Source organism: Gilliamella sp. wkB195 (genome assembly GCF_001690445.1).
GTDB classification, from domain to species: Bacteria; Pseudomonadota; Gammaproteobacteria; order Enterobacterales; family Orbaceae; genus Gilliamella; species Gilliamella apicola_E.
The window spans coordinates 32,180-48,682 of sequence record NZ_LZGP01000005.1; the positions used below are offsets into that span (position 1 = coordinate 32,180).

Consider the following 16,503-nt stretch of genomic DNA (forward strand, 5'->3'; position numbering starts at 1 on the left):
ACTATCTAACTTGATCAATCATTAATTGCATACCAAACTGTTGACCTGTTTGCATTAATGATAATATCTGCCTTGTTTTACCCTCGTTGATCAAATTGCTGACGGCTGGGGTGTTGATCAGAACTTCAAAAATAGCTTTTCGACTTTGTTTATAAGGAATTAATTTTTGACAGATTATCGCTTTTAAACTATTAGATAGCTGAGTACGAATTAATGCACGTGTTCCCTCTTCAAACACATCAATAATACGGTTGATTGTCTGTATTGCGGTACGAGTGTGCAATGTAGCAAGAACTAAATGACCAGTTTCAGCAATAGTTAATGCAGCTTGAATGGTCTGTTTATTGCGTAATTCACCCAATAAAATGATATCTGGATCTTGCCTTAATAAACTATCAATTGCACCACCAAAATGGTTAATTTCGCGTTGTTGGATAAGTGATTTATCACTTTGATAAATGAACTCAATAGGATCTTCTAATGTGATAATATGTTTAGCTAACGTCTGATTTATATGATCAATTAATGCAGCTAAAGTTGTCGATTTTCCGCTACCGGTTGCGCCAGTAACTAAGATAATTCCAGATTCTGCTTTTGCTAATTCATTTAGTACATCAGGTGCCTGAATATCAGTTAAGCTTGGTATTTGTTGCTTAATAATTCGAAATACGGCTGAAATACCACGTTTTTGATAAAAAATATTTACCCTAAAACGCCCTATATCTTCAAGATGATAACCAAAATCAATTTGTCGATGCTGTTGTAATAGCCCCTTTTGATCGTCATTTAATAGATTAAATAAATCAATTTCAAGTTTTTGTGGCGATAATTTATCTTGCGCAATAGGTTTTAGCTCACCATTAATACGAATCCACGGTTTTTCACCACTAGAAAGATGCAAATCAGAAGCTTTTTGCGTTACACTAAAAGCCAACATTGAATTTATCATTTTCACTCACTATCCATTAGTTTATTGGGAATTAATATGAATACAGTACATGACAATTTAATCAAGATTAAAAATGAAATACATAAAATTGCCTTAGATTGCGATCGAAATCCCAATACAATTGAATTTATTGCAGTAAGTAAAACCAAGCCGGTCACATTAATCGCTCAAGCAATTGATGCAGGCCAATTAGCCTTTGGTGAAAACTATGTTCAAGAAGGTGTTGAAAAGATTGCTTACTTTAATAAAAATATGCCTAATACCCCGATTACTTGGCATTTTATCGGGCCATTGCAATCAAATAAAACTAAGCTAGTTGCTGAAAATTTTGATTGGATGCACACCATTGAACGTTTCAAAATTGCTCAGCGTTTAAATGATCAGCGACCTACAGATATGGATAAGCTAAATGTTCTTATTCAGGTAAATATTAGTAATGAAGAGAGTAAATCTGGAATTGTAGTAGATGAAGTTGCCGATTTGGTTAAGCAGATAATTACATTACCTAATTTAAGGTTACGTGGCCTTATGGCTATCCCCGAGATAGAAAATGATTATGCTAAACAACTTGAGGTATTTGAACAGATGACTCAGCTTTTAGAATCATTGAAAACGGATTATCCTTTTTTAGATACATTATCAATGGGCATGTCAGGCGATATGAAAGCAGCTATTGTTGCAGGCAGTACAATGGTTCGCATTGGTAGTGCAATCTTTGGTGCACGGCAATATGTGTGATATATTGCAGATCATTTTAGATTTTAGGAGTATTAAATGATTTCGTTAATCTTCTTAGGAAGGGCTATTTTCACTATTTGCTTATACATAGTTATTCTACGTTTGTGGATGCAGTATGCGCGAGTAAATTTTCATAATCCTTTTACTCAATTTATCGTTCGTATTACCCAACCGATTATTGGTCCAATGCGAAAACTTATTCCATCTATTGGCCGTATCGACACGGCGACATGGATTCTTTTTTATGCAGTTGCATTACTAAAAATTATGTTTATTTTCCGTTTTGAGGGATATAACGCACCGTTGTTTAGCCCTTATTACCTATTATTTGCCTTGGCTGCAATGGCCCATGCGGTTGGACACCTCATTTTTTGGTTATTATTATTTAGAGCTATTTTAAGTTGGGTTAGTCGTGGACAATCTTATACTGATGAATTACTTGCTCAATTAACAGAACCACTTATTGCACCTATTCGGCGCATTATACCGCCATTAGGTATGATTGATATTTCATTTATGATATTTGTTTTTATATTAATGTTTTTAAACTTATTAGCTGTCGATTTTCTTGGAAATTTATGGCTTATACTATAAAAATAAAAGAGAGCCTAGGCTCTCTTTTTAAATAATATGATCTTCCCAACAAATCACATCTTTTTCATACACAATTCGATTTTTGACTGATATTTTTAATTTGTGCATTAACTTTTTATTTCCAACAATTAATGGATGCCATTGCGGTAACTGCCCTGTTTCTGAAAAATAACGATAAGCGCAAGTTGCTGGTAACCACTCAATTGTCAGTAAATTTTCTCTTGTTAGCTTGATGCAATCAGGCTCATATTTAAAACGGTTGTGGTAATGTCTGCACTGGCAAGTATTTGAATCAAGCAAATTACATGCAACATTGGTATACAGTATTTCGTCAGTATCCTCGTCCTGTAATTTATTTAGGCAACATTGGCCACAACCATCGCATAGTTGTTCCCACTCGTCATCACTCATTTGATCTAAAGTTTTATATTCCCAAAATGGTTCAATCATACTTTAAAATCGTCTTCATTTAACATTTGTAAGAAAAATCCATCTGCTTTAATTTTTTCCTCAATTTCCTGTGCTGTTCCTACCACAAAACGACGTTTACCATCGAGTAAGACTTTCATGACAAAAGCTGGCGTGCCAAAAATTGACATAATTTTTTCAGGAATTGGAGAGAAATCGTTCTCTTTTTCCATATAGAGATAACAATTTTCTTTTTTTGTGCTTCTATAAATATAACACCACATCATAAACTAAAATCCTATTTCTCAATTATCTCAGGCTATTTTGCAAATAGACACCTGCACCAAATAATCCCGGATCTTTATGAGTAATCACATAAACAGGAATTTTTTTAACTAAATAAGACATACGACCTTTATGTTCAAATGCTTCTCTAAATGGTGATGATTTAAAAAATTCTATAAATCTAGGCACAATACCGCCAGCAATATACACACCGCCTTGAGTATTAAGTGTTAAGGCTAAATTACCCCCAAATCGCCCCATAAAAGTACAAAAATGAGTTAATGTTTCTGAGCAAATTGGGCAACTATTTGATAATGCTTTATTTACGATAATATCTGGCGTGATATCTTCAACTGGTTGATTATTGATCTGTAACAAAGCTTGATAGATATTAACGATACCATTACCCGATAAAAAACGCTCTGAAGAAACTCGACCAAATTTTTTTCTTAACTGAGCTAAAATTCGATCTTCTTGTTCATTAACCATAGGTAATTCTGTATGACCACCCTCGCCTGATAGGCTAATCCAATGACCATTAACTTTAACTAAATGAGAAACCCCTAACCCCGTTCCGGCACCATAGATTGCTATTGGATAATCAAGATTCGGCTCCTCACCACCAATTTTAATCACATCTTGTGCTGATAATTGAGGAATAGATGTTGAAACTGCAGTAAAGTCATTAATTACTTCTAACTTAGTTAGTTTAAGTTCTTTGATAAGTTCTGAACGAGAAAACGACAAATTATTATTAGTCATTTCAATCAAATCACTTTCATTGATTGGGCAAGCTATGGCAATGCAAGCCATATCCACTGTTACCGCTTGGGATTTCAAATAGTTTTTAATTAATTCAAGTAGTACATCATCTTTTGAAATGAGGATTTTAGTTATTGCGGATAATTCATTAGTTGCTAAATCATAAAGTGCAAAACGAGCGTTGGTTCCACCAATATCGGTAACTAGTGCATATTGACTCATGTTATTCCCTTTTCTAAAAATAAATCTTTCTATATGAACAATAGTTCAATAAATATTAAAATAAAACTGGCAATATTATGGACTATTTATAATGATTTAACTAGATTGCTTTAACAGAATTTACTATTACCGCTAACAAAATTGTTAGCGGTAAATTTTTAAAAAGTTGAAAGGAAAATAACCACTAAAGCCATTTTTTGAGTTTAAAGTAAATATAAGGTGCAACACCAGCTAATAACATCAATAATAATGATAAAGGATACCCATATTCCCATTTTAACTCTGGCATGTTTTCAAAGTTCATACCGTATGCTGATGCCACCACTGTTGGTGGTAAAAATACCACTGAAACAACCGAGAAAATCTTAATTATTCTGCTTTGTTCAATGTTTATAAAGCTAGTAGCTGCTTGCATTAAAAAGTTAACCTTTTGGAATAATGATTCATTATGGGGTACCAATGATTCAATATCTCGAATAACTTCTCGCGCTTGTTCTAACTGTTCAACAGGCATCTTAGCACGACGAACTAAATAGTTAACCGCACGCTGACTATCCATTAAACATAGGCGTACTTTCCATGCCGTATCTTCGAGCTCAGCTAAAGAAGTAATCGCTTCGTCATAATGTTCCTGAGCAGAACGATCCATGATAATTAAGCTCAATTCTTCTAGCTCACTATAGATATTTTCAATTTGATCGGCTAACTGTTCAACTTTAACTTCAAATAAATCTAATAAAACTTCATACGGATTTCCATCATTCATTCCCTGATAACGAGAACGCATTCGGTATAGTCGAAACGCAGGTAAATCGCGTTCACGCAATGTAAATAAACGTCCATTATGCACTGTAAAAGCGACGGTAGAGTTACCGGCGCGATCTTCAGCATCTTCATAAAAAAAGAAGGAGTGAACATGTAGTCCTTCATTATCTTCGAAAAAACGAGCTGATGCTTCAATATCGTCTAATTCGATACTTGTTGCTAAATTTTGACCTAAATTGGTCAGGATAAATTCACGATCAGCTTCTTCCGGCTCGATCAAATCAATCCAGGTCGCATTCTTTATATCGCCTTCATTAATTTTTACTAATTGTTTGTTTTTTAATCCAAACGCATTAATCATAAGGCCTCCGGCAGAAAAATGTTTAAGATATGAAATGGGTGGCATTATACTCGTTATAGGCAGAAATTCCTATGTCTAAGCCAATCTTTCTAAATTTTTAAAATTTGGATACAAACTTCCAAATTTAAATTAAATTCGGTGATGTTATTTCAGTCTCATGTTACAATAGCGCAATTATATATATGCAATTGTTAGGAGTTTATAATGGCAACCCGAGGAATTAATAAAGTCATTTTAGTTGGTAATTTAGGTCAAGATCCAGAAGTACGTGTCATGTCAACTGGTAATACTGTCGCAAATTTTAATGTTGCTACATCAGAAACTTGGAAAGACAAGCAAACTGGCGAGAATCGAGAAAAAACAGAATGGCATCGAATTGTCGTATTTGGTAAATTAGCTGAAATTACTGGTGAATACATTAAAAAAGGAACACTAGTTTATATTGAAGGACAACTACAAACTCGTAAATGGCAAGACCAATCAGGTCAAGATCGTTACACTACGGAAGTTGTTATCAACCCTATCGGTGGAATATTACAAATTTTAGGAAACCGTCCAAATAATGACTCTTATAATGAAGGTTCAAAGAGTTGGGGACAAAGTGCAAATAATACATCCTCTGCGCCAACTACTCCTACAGCACCTCGTGCTTCATCAGCTGCACCAGCAAGTCAACCAGCTATGCCTGAACCACCAATGGATTTCGATGACGATATTCCATTTTAATCGTTATTTATTCGATTCATTATTATATAGGCGTATAAATTACGCCTTTTTCAAAAAATATTACAATTTTAGCCTTTTCTATGCCAAGCACCTCTGGTCCAAGAACCATTGCGATGATTATCAGCATGTCTTCAACTGTTAAAAGTGGAAGGTATAACGTATCAACTTGGGTAGTTTATGCATCATCTATTCCATTACTATTATGTATTATTTTATGGTTCTGTATGCGTTGCGCAGGCAGCATAATGCGGTTTATGGGAAAAAGTGGCATTGAAGCCACTTCGAGAATTATGTTTTTTTTATTGGTTTGTGTGGGTACCCAGTTTATTATAAATGGTGTTAAAGAATTAATATTAAGCTTTTCAAATATTTGAGGAGTGCTATTTTTCATAGCTATTTTACAGATTTGGAATGTTTTTAATCATTTCAACCCGCATTAAATAATCATATAGTGGTAATAGTTGTTTAAAACCTTTAGCAAGTTTATCAGCTAAGTTACCATCTAATACATCTTCAATATCATTATTGGTTACCATCACGGCAAGATTTTTTCGGTTGTACCATGTCGATATTTTTTCATCTTTGAGTAAAGGTCTTTTGTAAGACTCACCAACTAATTCAAATGGCTTTTTAACACATCGAATAACTTTTAGAAATTTTTCGGTATCATTTAAAATTTCTTCACGAAATATATCCATAGTCTGTTTCGATGCACAATAATAACCTAATCCGTAACGATAACAATCTGGACTGATTTCAAAAAAATAGGCTGGCGCCTCTTTCCAATCACGATTTGGGCGTTTGAAAGTTAACCATAGTCGGCTACGATATAACGATTTGTCTTTTGAGAATCGAGTATCACGATGAATACGAGATATGGTTTTACCAATAGCGGGACGCGTTTCAAACCACTCATCAATTTTTAGCATAGCTGGCGTTAACTGCTCAACTAATAATCTAAAAGGTTTTACTAAATCATTGTCATAAATAGCTCGGTGTTCATCAAACCAAGCCTTACTATTATTAATCCATGCATCTTGTAAAAAGTTTAATCCTGCCTGAGTAAAACCTGTAAACGTTGCCATCATCTACTCCTTAAATAATGTTCTTACTTTTTCTAAATCTTCTTGAGTATCGACACCAATTGCTGGAGGTTCTTTAGCTACAGCGACATGAATTTTTTCACCATACCAAAGTACACGCAGTTGTTCTAGCATTTCAATTGACTCTAATGCCGAAGGTGCCCATTTTATATACTGCCTAATAAAACCAGCTCGATAAGCATAAATTCCTATATGACGTAAATAAAAATCGCCAATTTGATCTACCTTACCTTGCTCATTTAAATTAGCAAAACGGTCTCGCTCCCAAGGAATAGTCGCTCTTGAAAAATAAAGTGCATAACCATCTTTATCTGTCACGACTTTTACTGCTCCCGTATTGAACGCCTCTTCAACGCTATCAATAGGAACAGCTAACGTTGCCATGCCAGTTTTGAATTTCACTAGATTTTCGGCTACCTGATCAATAATAACTGGGGGAATCAAAGGCTCATCACCTTGAACATTAACGATAACTTCATCATCAGCAAATTTGTAACTATCAATTACTTCCGCTAACCGTTCTGTACCGGAATTATGCTTATCGCTAGTGAGAATTACTTCACCATTATAGCTTTTGACTACATCAAATACTTGTTGGTTATCCGTTGCAATGATTACTCGATTAGCTGACGATTTTTTAGCCTGCTCCATAACTCGAATTATCATTGGTTTGCCATGAATATCTGCAAGCGGTTTTCCTGGCAAACGACTTGAAGCATATCTTGCAGGAATAATTACTGTAAAACTCATAAAATTACCTCTAAACTTTTTTATTCTTTATCACAATGAGATGGAACTAATTGCTTTGCTTCGCTTGCTAATAAAACCGGAATACCCTCTTTAATCGGATAGACCAGCCGATCTTTTTGGCAAATTAATTGTTGATTTTGCTTATCATACTCCAATTGACCATGGCATATAGGACAAGCAATAGCACTTAATAGAATCATTTTTTTTCTCTTAGTGATTTTTTTTCTTCAAATAGTGAATAAATCTTTTCAATAGCTTGATTTGGTATTACTGCATCAATGGGTAAATACCACCAGTTAGGTAATGCAAATTGACGACATTTTACTGCATCTTTTTCAGTCATTAAAAGTGTTTGATTATTTTCTACTACTTTCTCTAATAACGGAAGGGTAAAATTTTGGTGATCAGCAAAAGATTCTGTATGAACTAAATCAGCTTTCATTTTAATTAACATATCAAAAAAACGCTTTGGATTACTGATGCCTGCAATTGCACAAATATGATGAAGTGATGATAATTCACATTGTTCGTTAGTTGAGAGATTCACTACATGACCCGGTAATAATTGCATGGTGAAAGTTTTGTCTGGAAATTGATTTACTATATCACCGGTACTATCTCCATTGATAATAATTAAATCAACCGATTTTAATCTTTCTCTTCTTTCTCTCATAGGTCCAGCAGGTATCCACAACCCATTACCAAATTGGCGCTTTCCATCTACCACAACAATCTCAATATCACGAGCTAACGCATAATGCTGTAGACCATCATCGGTTAAAATCACATCCAATTGATAAGATTCTAATAACGCTTTAACTGCGTCAACTCGTTTTGGCGCGACTGCTACTGGTATATGGGTTCGCTGAAAAATTAATACAGGCTCGTCACCGGCTTGTTCAGTTCCATTATGTTCATCTAAGACTAATGGATAGTGATCAGATTTTCCACCATAACCTCGCGAAACTAATCCTACTTTTAGTCCTTTAGATTTCAACGCCTCAATTAAACTAATGGCAAGTGGCGTTTTACCATTACCTCCCGCCGATAAATTTCCAATAACAATAATTGGAACAGGAGACTGCCATGATTTTAATACACCAAATTTGTATAGTTGTCGACGAACGGAAGCAATAAATCCATATAATAATGAAAATGGCAGTAGCAACCAAAATGATTTATTTTTACCATACCACAGTTTTTCAATCATCATATCGCCCGCTATTTTCAATCATTTTTAAACCTTTAGTAATCCTATTTAAAGTACTTCCCTTATTTTACTCATAAAATGGTAAACTACCAAACCAATCATGATACCATCTTGGATTAATGTCATGTCGCAACGTTTTTTGTTGCCATGAAGTAGGATAAAAAAACAGACTTATTTGCCCCTCTCTTCCTGTAACAAAATAATTGATATTTAACTCTTTATAACGAGCAGTGATTTTATTTGAAGGGAGTTGCCAAGGGTTATAACGTGAGGTTGAAGTTAATGCATTAACTGGATTAACGTAGTTTAAAAATGGATAACTTGACGAAGTATTACTCCCATGATGTGGAGTCTGTAATATTGTTGAAGATAGTTTTTTCTTATGTTGCATAACTAAATCATACTCTTGCCTTCGTTCTAAATCACCGGTTAACAGCACTGAAAATCGACCATCAGTAAGTTGTATTACACACGAATCAGCATTTTCCGTGTTATCAACTAATTTAGTCGGCCATAGCACTTTAAGATTTAAGTGTTTCCAATAAAAATTATGCTTAGCTAAGCAATTATAATCATTGCGTAAATTTAAAGATGAACTCATAAGCCAGGCATTGGGATAACGTTGTTGTAAATAGGATAATCCGCCAATATGATCATTGTGACTATGGCTAATAATAATTCCTTCAAGCTGGAGGTTATGCCATTGCAGAAAAGGAGTAATAATTTGCTCTGCTGCTGAGCTGTTTTCCCATTTTGCACCCGTATCATATAAAATAGCTGATTCACCATTGTGAATTACAATAGCAAGACCATGCCCAACATCTAGCATATCCATTCGCCAAAGATAATCTGGTTGTTTATAGAATGGAGAAAAAGCCAGCGTCAAAATAATGAAAAGTGTAAAACTAAATCTTCGCCAAACTGCTGCTCTTATTATTATAAAGGCTAACCAACCAATAAAGCTTAGAAAGTAAAAATCCATTGAGATAGTTAACCATATATAATTTAGATAATCTAAACAATGAAATAACCATTCAAGCGAATATTGGGCAACAAACCAGAACCATAAAGCAAGATAAAAGCAGTTGATTAAACTAAATACTAGTCCCAGTAAAATTGCTGGGAAAGTGATTAGAGAGATAATAGGAATAGCAATCAAGTTAGCAACCAGTGAAACAACGCTTATACCATGAAAAACATACAATTGGATTGGTAGAAGTAATAGTGTCAAACCAAATTGTAAATGTAATAACCTAAATAAATACCACCGTTTTTTATTTTTCATCGCGTTAGGTAGTGGTAACCAATCAAACAAAAAAATTAAACTAACAACAGCATAGCAAGACAACCAAAAACTTTCGGACAATATCATTAACGGATCAATAATTAATAGTAATGCAATAATACGATTAACTTTTTGCCATGCACTTATTTGATTATTCTTATAACGCAAATATATCCAAATCGATAAAGCAAAAATCGCTCGTAATGCTGGTGGATTAAAGTCGGTTAACCACGTATAACCAATACTGCACAACCAACCTACTATAATCGGTAGGAAGAAATAAATATAACGTTGTGGTAAGCAAAAAACGAATCCTTTAGTTATTCCAAAGCAAATATAAAAGACTAATAGAATATGCATTCCAGAAATAGCCATTAAGTGAGCAACACCGGTTTGCATCATTGTTATTCGATTATGAGTTTCAAGTTGTGAGCGATCACCAAAACCAAGTGCTAATAAAATATCTCGATAACTAAATAAATTAATATAAGGTAGGCATTTATCTGCAACGATTTGTCGAAAATTAGATTTATCCTCGAGTAAAACTGATTTGATGACTTTGGCTTTTAATAAAGATTTATTGGCTATCGCAAATCGTTGTTTATCAAACCCTCCTTCATTTAAATAACTATGGACTACTTTAGTTTTAATGGTTAATTGCCAAATTTGTCCAGCTTTTATTAATTCAGGTTGTTCCCAATAGATAATGACGGGTATGGGTGAAGGCAAAGGTTGATCGGAAATATTGGTAATTGAAAATTTTACATAATGGGGAGTCATTGTTTGAATTTTAGCAGGAGCCTGTGTATTAATACTTTCAACTTTTGCCGTTATTGCTAATGTTTGGTCTATATAAGGTTCAATTGAATTGAGATATTGCTTTGCTATAGCGGTCGACCAGAGAAAGCTTAATCCAAGGATGATGATAAAAGTAAAATAACGTTGAAATTTAGCCGCTAAAATAATCAGTATAAAAGCTAAAATATACCAATCTTGATCATTGGGTAACGATGGTAAAAAAATTAATGGAATGCTACCTAATGAAATTGCTATTGCCATTAAATCTATTGAACACCGCATCAACTTCTACTTCTTATATTGACTAAACAGCCAATCTAACATGCTCAGATTTTTTTGAAGTTAATTTATAATTAATATTAGATCTCTATTCCAATTTACAGATAACTCTTTCACTTTTTATATTAAAGAAAATGATTTATTCAATAACAAAAAAGCCTTTGATTTTACTCAAAGGCTTTTTTTAATTAACTAAATTTAATTATGCTTTAGCTGCATTATTTACGCGTTCACGTAGCTCTTTCCCTGGTTTGAAATGAGGAATATATTTGTGTTTAACTTCAACATTTCCACCTGTTCTAGGATTTCTTGCTTTACGTGGAGCACGATAATTTAAGCTGAAACTACCAAAACCGCGGATTTCAACACGATCGTTAGTCTCCATCGCTAATGCGATTTGCTCAATAATATCTCTAACAGCATCATCAACCAGTTGCACAGGAAGGTGTGCCCGCCAGTTGACTATTTTTTCAGCTAAATCGGATCTGTTCATGGTCACTCCTAATTTAATTTATGTAGTATATAATTTATTCATTTTATACCACAAAAGAAAAAGAGGGCAAGCCCTCTTTACTCTTTCAATAGATATTTTTTACTCAGTTTTTGACGCAGCTTTGAATGCTTCAGCCATTGCGTTAGTAAATGACGCATCTTCTTGAGGTGCAGTATTATTTACAGCAGCAAGTGCTTCTTTCTCATCCGCTTCATCTTTAGCACGTATAGATAAAGAAATTGCACGAGTTTTACGATCGATATTTACAATCTTCGCTTCAACTTCATCACCAACGTTCAATGCAGTAGTTGCATCTTCAACACGTTCACGAGCAATATCTTGTGCTTTTAAGTAACCTTCAATACCTTCAGCAATCTCGATTGTTGCACCTTTAGCATCAACAGCGGTAACTTTACCTTTAACAATTGATCCTTTTTTGAAGTTAGATGCAAAACTGCTGAATGGATCGTCTTCAAGTTGTTTGATACCTAATGAGATACGTTCACGCTCAGCATCAACTTGTAAAACAACAGCTTCAATATCATCACCTTTCTTATAAGCTTTAACTGCTTCTTCACCTGGCATATTCCAAGAAATATCAGAAAGATGAACTAAACCATCAATACCACCGTCTAAACCAATGAAGATACCAAAGTCAGTGATTGATTTGATCTTACCGCTAACTTTATCACCTTTATTGTGTGCTTCAGCAAATTGTAACCATGGATTTGGTTTACATTGTTTAAGACCAAGAGAAATACGACGACGTTCTTCATCAATTTCAAGAACAACAACTTCAACTTCATCACCTAAGCTAACCACTTTAGATGGGTGAATGTTTTTGTTAGTCCAATCCATTTCAGAAACGTGAACTAAACCTTCAACGCCAGTTTCGATTTCAACAAAACAACCGTAATCAGTTAAGTTAGTTACTTTACCAGTTACTTTAGTACCTTCTGGGTAACGTTTAGCGATTGAAACCCATGGATCTTCGCCTAATTGTTTTAAGCCAAGAGAAACACGTGAACGGTCTTTATCGAATTTAAGAACTTTAACAAGTAATTCTTGACCAACTTCAACCACTTCACTTGGGTGTTTAACACGTTTCCAAGCCATATCAGTGATATGAAGTAAACCATCAACCCCACCAAGATCAACGAATGCACCGTAATCAGTAAGATTTTTGATGATACCTTTAACTTCAGAACCTTCTTGTAGATTTTCAAGAAGTTGTTCTCTTTCTGCGCTATTTTCAGATTCAATTACTGCACGACGAGAAACAACTACGTTGTTGCGTTTTTGATCTAATTTAATAACTTTTAATTCGATTTCTCTATTTTCAATATGAGAAGTATCGCGTAATGGACGAACATCAACAAGCGAACCTGGTAGGAACGCACGAACGCCATTAAGATCAACCGTAAAGCCACCTTTAACTTTACCATTGATAACACCTAAAACGGTTGCAGCATCTTCAACTGCTTTCTCTAATGTTAGCCACGCTTCATGACGTTTAGCTTTTTCACGAGATAAAATTGTTTCACCAAAGCCATCTTCAATTGAGTCAAGAACAACGTCAACAACGTCGCCAACTTGAACTTCTAATTCGCCTTGGGCATTTTTAAACTGCTCTACTGGAATTGCTGATTCAGATTTTAAACCAGCATCAACTAAAACAACATCTTTGTCGATTGCAACGACAGTACCACGGATCATATTACCAGAACGAGTGTCTAGTTGATTTAAAGACTCTTCAAAGAGTTGAGCAAAAGATTCAGTCATATTTTATTTACTTTAAGTTTAATTTAACGTCCACATTACTTCATGTCTTGTGGGGTTGTTTACGATACTCCACTCATCCTTGTAATGGAGCTTGGTTCACGCCAAAGTTTAAATATAAACTTACAGCGCAAGTTTTTCTTTAATATACATAACAGATTGATTAAAAACATCTTGAATTGAAAGCGATGTTGTATCAATTATTAGTGCATCAACCGCAGGCTTTAATGGCGCAACAACTCGATTACGATCTCGTTCATCTCGCGCGGTTATCTCCTGCAAAATTTCGGCGAATTTAGCATGAATTTGCTTATCTTGCAACTGTTTCATTCTTCTTTCTGCCCTTGATTGTGCACTAGCATCAAGAAATAGTTTAACTGGGGCATCAGTAAAGACCACTGTCCCCATATCACGACCATCAGCAACTAGCCCTGGCAACTGTCTAAAGTCTCTTTGTCGCTGTAATAAAGCAACTCTAACTTCATTTATTGACGCAACTTTTGAAGCGGCTCCACCAGTCTCTTCTGTTCTTATCTCGCGAGAAACATCCACATCATCTAACAAAACTTTCACATCATCACTACTGGTATCAAACGTAAGCGGCAGGTTAAGAGCCAATGTTGCTAATTGTTTAGCATCATCTAAAGCAATATTTTGTTTCAAAGCAGCAAGTGCAAGAACACGATAAATAGCACCAGAATCTAAAAGGTGCCACTTAAAATGATTCGCTAATGCTTGACACAAAGTGCCCTTGCCAACTCCACTTGGTCCATCAACAGCAATAACCGGAATATTTTTAGTCATGTTATATTTCGCTTAATCGTTTAAATTGTTCAAAATAATCAGGAAAGGTTTTCATTGTGCATTTTGGGTCTAAAATTGTGACTGGAGTATCAGACAGTGCAACTAATGAAAAACACATTGCCATACGATGGTCATTGTAAGTTTTAATATCAGCATGATTTAATTTAATTGGAGGAATAATTGTAATATAGTCATCCCCTTCCTCAACGGTCCCACCTACTTTACGTAGCTCGGTTGCCATTGCTGATAAGCGATCCGTTTCTTTAACACGCCAATTGTAAATATTTCGAATAGTCGTTGGACCTTTAGCGAATAACGCAGTAGTTGCAATGGTCATTGCTGCATCAGGTATATGGTTCATATCCATATCAATGCCATTTAATTCATTGCGAGTACATTCAATATAATCATCCGCCCAAGTAATTTTAGCGCCCATCTTTTCAAGCACATGTGCAAACTGGGTATCGCCTTGTAAACTCTTTTTACCAATACCTGTTACGCGAACGGTGCCACCTTTGATTGCTGCAGCAGCTAAAAAATAAGAGGCTGAAGAGGCATCACCCTCAACCAAATAATGGCCTGGTGATTGATAAGTTTGATTAGCTTTAATGATAAATTTTTGATATTTTTCATTAATAACCGAAACACCAAACATCTCCATCATTTTTATCGTGATATCAATATAAGGTTTAGAAACCAGATCACCAATAATAGTAATTTCAGTATCGTTGGCAGCTAGCGGTGCAGCCATTAAAAGTGCGGTTAAGAACTGGCTTGATACCGAACCATTTACCTCAATATTTCCACCGGTAAAACCACCAAGGATATGTAATGGAGGATAACCTTCGTTTTCAAGATAATCAATCTTAGCCCCACCTTGACGCAAAGCATCAACCAAATGGCCAATTGGACGCTCTTTCATACGAGGTTCGCCGGTTAATACAATATTGTTATCAGCTAAACACAACGCAGCGGCTAATGGACGCATAGCGGTCCCAGCATTACCTAAAAATAGCTCTAATGGGTGAGTAGAGTGTAATTTGCCACCTACTCCTTCAATATCACAAATTGTTCGATCACTTGATAATTGATATTTAATATCCAAAGCTTTTAAAGCATCAAGCATATAGCGTACATCGTCACTATCAAGTAAATTAGTTAATCGTGTTTTACCATTGCTAAGTGCAGACAAAAGTAAGGCACGATTTGAAACACTTTTAGAACCAGGTAGATTAATCGTACCACTAAATTTTTTTATCGGTTGTAATGTTAAAGATAACATAGTAACTCTCTTTAATAATTTCAATATTCTTTAGAATTTATCTAAGGTGGCTTTCAATAAATTTATCGCTTGCTGATCTTTGGCACTATCTTGCCACAATTTATCAAATAAATGACGATAACGCTTAATCGCATCTTCTGATGAAGTTATTGAGGCGATACCAGTTGTAATATTAGGTAACTCACCTAATCTAAACGGGCTCATAGCTAAAGCTAACGCATTATCATTTTGATAAAATATTTGGAAAGCAATAGATGGAATAGCTTGCTCAGTAATAGCAATTGTTGGTGCATAAGCTTGATCTTCAATTAATTCGATTAAATGATAGACCTCCTTGCGCGCCAACAACATTCTTTCAGACTTTTTACCCGGCGAAATAGTCAGATTGCCAACTAAGCCAATATGCAAAAACCGTTCAACATTACGTAAGCTAATTAAATTAATTACTTTAGGGACAGATTGATAAAACTGAGTTTTGCGATCATGTAAAATAGATAAAGAAGTCGCATATCTTTCAGCTTCAATATTATCACTCGATTCTCTTAACATCATCCCTAAATGAGACAAATAATCAGGCGAAGTTAAAAGAAAAGAAAAGGGATCGAAATGAGAAAAGATATGAGTGGACTGCTCTTCGAGTTGACGCATACGCTCAAAAAAACCCTCACCACTTGAATAATATTCTGTATCAATGCCAAGTAAACTAGCAAATGACGTATCTAACAAAGAAGCTAATCGTTCAAGCGTTTCTATTTTAACGATTTCGCCTTTTTCTAAACGGTAAACCGCAGCTCTTGAGATCCTAAGACTTTCAGCAACCTCTTCAGCCCTAAGAGAGGCAGCGATACGATAAGCTCGTAACCGCTGTCCGATAGCAAAATAATCAGTCGATCCAGTAATCATAATTTAC

General features: G+C 34.9%; 18 protein-coding genes and 1 pseudogene. 4 read left to right on the forward strand and 15 right to left on the reverse strand.

What is annotated here, in order from left to right; translation table 11 throughout:
• Position 1: 1 nt before the first annotated feature.
• Positions 2–949: a type IV pilus twitching motility protein PilT gene (locus A9G08_RS01170; RefSeq protein ID WP_255305699.1), complete on the reverse strand. Its 948-nt coding sequence runs from the start codon at positions 947–949 to the stop codon at positions 2–4.
• A gap of 36 nt (positions 950–985) precedes the next feature.
• Between A9G08_RS01170 and A9G08_RS01175 the strand changes: the two genes are divergently transcribed.
• Together A9G08_RS01175 and A9G08_RS01180 are read left to right on the forward strand one after the other, a co-directional pair.
• Positions 986–1,687 (forward strand): YggS family pyridoxal phosphate-dependent enzyme, encoded by a 702-nt coding sequence (locus A9G08_RS01175; protein WP_065561930.1) that lies wholly within the window; start codon positions 986–988, stop codon positions 1,685–1,687.
• A 36-nt stretch (positions 1,688–1,723) separates the two neighbouring features.
• Positions 1,724–2,281: a YggT family protein gene (locus A9G08_RS01180; protein ID WP_065561931.1), complete on the forward strand. Its 558-nt coding sequence runs from the start codon at positions 1,724–1,726 to the stop codon at positions 2,279–2,281.
• A 27-nt stretch (positions 2,282–2,308) separates the two neighbouring features.
• Here A9G08_RS01180 and A9G08_RS01185 read toward each other — a convergent pair whose 3' ends face one another.
• The 4 genes from A9G08_RS01185 to corA form a co-directional block, all read right to left on the reverse strand.
• Entirely contained in the window at positions 2,309–2,731 is a 423-nt protein-coding gene (locus A9G08_RS01185; protein WP_065561932.1) for a YcgN family cysteine cluster protein, read from the reverse strand.
• Positions 2,728–2,976, reverse strand: a complete 249-nt coding sequence (locus tag A9G08_RS01190) for a YcgL domain-containing protein (protein WP_081299438.1) — start codon at positions 2,974–2,976, stop codon at positions 2,728–2,730. Before A9G08_RS01190 ends, A9G08_RS01185 begins: the two co-directional genes overlap by 4 nt.
• A 22-nt stretch (positions 2,977–2,998) precedes the next feature.
• A complete protein-coding gene (locus A9G08_RS01195; protein WP_065561933.1) occupies positions 2,999–3,958 on the reverse strand; it encodes a glucokinase in 960 nt (319 codons plus the stop codon).
• Positions 3,959–4,142: 184 nt separating this feature from the next.
• Complete coding sequence (gene corA / locus A9G08_RS01200; protein WP_065561965.1) at positions 4,143–5,084, reverse strand: magnesium/cobalt transporter CorA; 942 nt, start codon at positions 5,082–5,084, stop codon at positions 4,143–4,145.
• A 204-nt stretch (positions 5,085–5,288) separates the two neighbouring features.
• On the opposite strand from corA, the gene ssb reads away from it, so the two are divergent.
• Together ssb and A9G08_RS01210 are read left to right on the forward strand one after the other, a co-directional pair.
• Positions 5,289–5,810, forward strand: coding sequence for a single-stranded DNA-binding protein (gene ssb / locus A9G08_RS01205; RefSeq protein WP_065561934.1), 522 nt, complete (start codon positions 5,289–5,291; stop codon positions 5,808–5,810).
• A 56-nt stretch (positions 5,811–5,866) separates the two neighbouring features.
• Positions 5,867–6,184: pseudogene (locus A9G08_RS01210) on the forward strand (MarC family protein); the annotation flags it as partial.
• Between the two features lie 24 nt (positions 6,185–6,208).
• On the opposite strand, the gene A9G08_RS01215 reads toward A9G08_RS01210, so the two are convergent.
• The 10 genes from A9G08_RS01215 to A9G08_RS01260 form a co-directional block, all read right to left on the reverse strand.
• Positions 6,209–6,898: a DUF2461 domain-containing protein gene (locus A9G08_RS01215; RefSeq protein ID WP_065561936.1), complete on the reverse strand. Its 690-nt coding sequence runs from the start codon at positions 6,896–6,898 to the stop codon at positions 6,209–6,211.
• Entirely contained in the window at positions 6,899–7,663 is a 765-nt protein-coding gene (gene kdsB / locus A9G08_RS01220; RefSeq protein ID WP_065561937.1) for a 3-deoxy-manno-octulosonate cytidylyltransferase, read from the reverse strand.
• Between the two features lie 20 nt (positions 7,664–7,683).
• Positions 7,684–7,863, reverse strand: coding sequence for a Trm112 family protein (locus A9G08_RS01225; protein WP_065561938.1), 180 nt, complete (start codon positions 7,861–7,863; stop codon positions 7,684–7,686).
• Entirely contained in the window at positions 7,860–8,873 is a 1,014-nt protein-coding gene (gene lpxK, locus A9G08_RS01230; protein ID WP_065561966.1) for a tetraacyldisaccharide 4'-kinase, read from the reverse strand. Before lpxK ends, A9G08_RS01225 begins: the two co-directional genes overlap by 4 nt.
• 67 nt (positions 8,874–8,940) lie before the next feature.
• A complete protein-coding gene (locus tag A9G08_RS01235) occupies positions 8,941–11,238 on the reverse strand; it encodes a DNA internalization-related competence protein ComEC/Rec2 (RefSeq protein WP_065561939.1) in 2,298 nt (765 codons plus the stop codon).
• Between the two features lie 199 nt (positions 11,239–11,437).
• Positions 11,438–11,728, reverse strand: a complete 291-nt coding sequence (gene ihfB, locus A9G08_RS01240; protein ID WP_065561940.1) for an integration host factor subunit beta — start codon at positions 11,726–11,728, stop codon at positions 11,438–11,440.
• 99 nt (positions 11,729–11,827) lie between these two features.
• Complete coding sequence (gene rpsA / locus A9G08_RS01245) at positions 11,828–13,510, reverse strand: 30S ribosomal protein S1 (RefSeq protein ID WP_065561941.1); 1,683 nt, start codon at positions 13,508–13,510, stop codon at positions 11,828–11,830.
• Between the two features lie 120 nt (positions 13,511–13,630).
• Positions 13,631–14,311, reverse strand: coding sequence for a (d)CMP kinase (cmk, locus tag A9G08_RS01250; protein ID WP_065561942.1), 681 nt, complete (start codon positions 14,309–14,311; stop codon positions 13,631–13,633).
• Between the two features lies 1 nt (position 14,312).
• Positions 14,313–15,593 carry a 3-phosphoshikimate 1-carboxyvinyltransferase gene (gene aroA / locus A9G08_RS01255; RefSeq protein ID WP_065561943.1) on the reverse strand — a complete coding sequence of 427 codons (1,281 nt, stop codon included), beginning with the start codon at positions 15,591–15,593 and terminating at the stop codon, positions 14,313–14,315.
• Positions 15,594–15,623: 30 nt separating this feature from the next.
• The gene (locus tag A9G08_RS01260) at positions 15,624–16,496 is read right to left on the reverse strand and encodes a helix-turn-helix domain-containing protein (RefSeq protein ID WP_065561944.1); all 873 of its coding nucleotides are present in this window, start codon (positions 16,494–16,496) and stop codon (positions 15,624–15,626) included.
• Between the last annotated feature and the right edge of the window lie 7 nt (positions 16,497–16,503).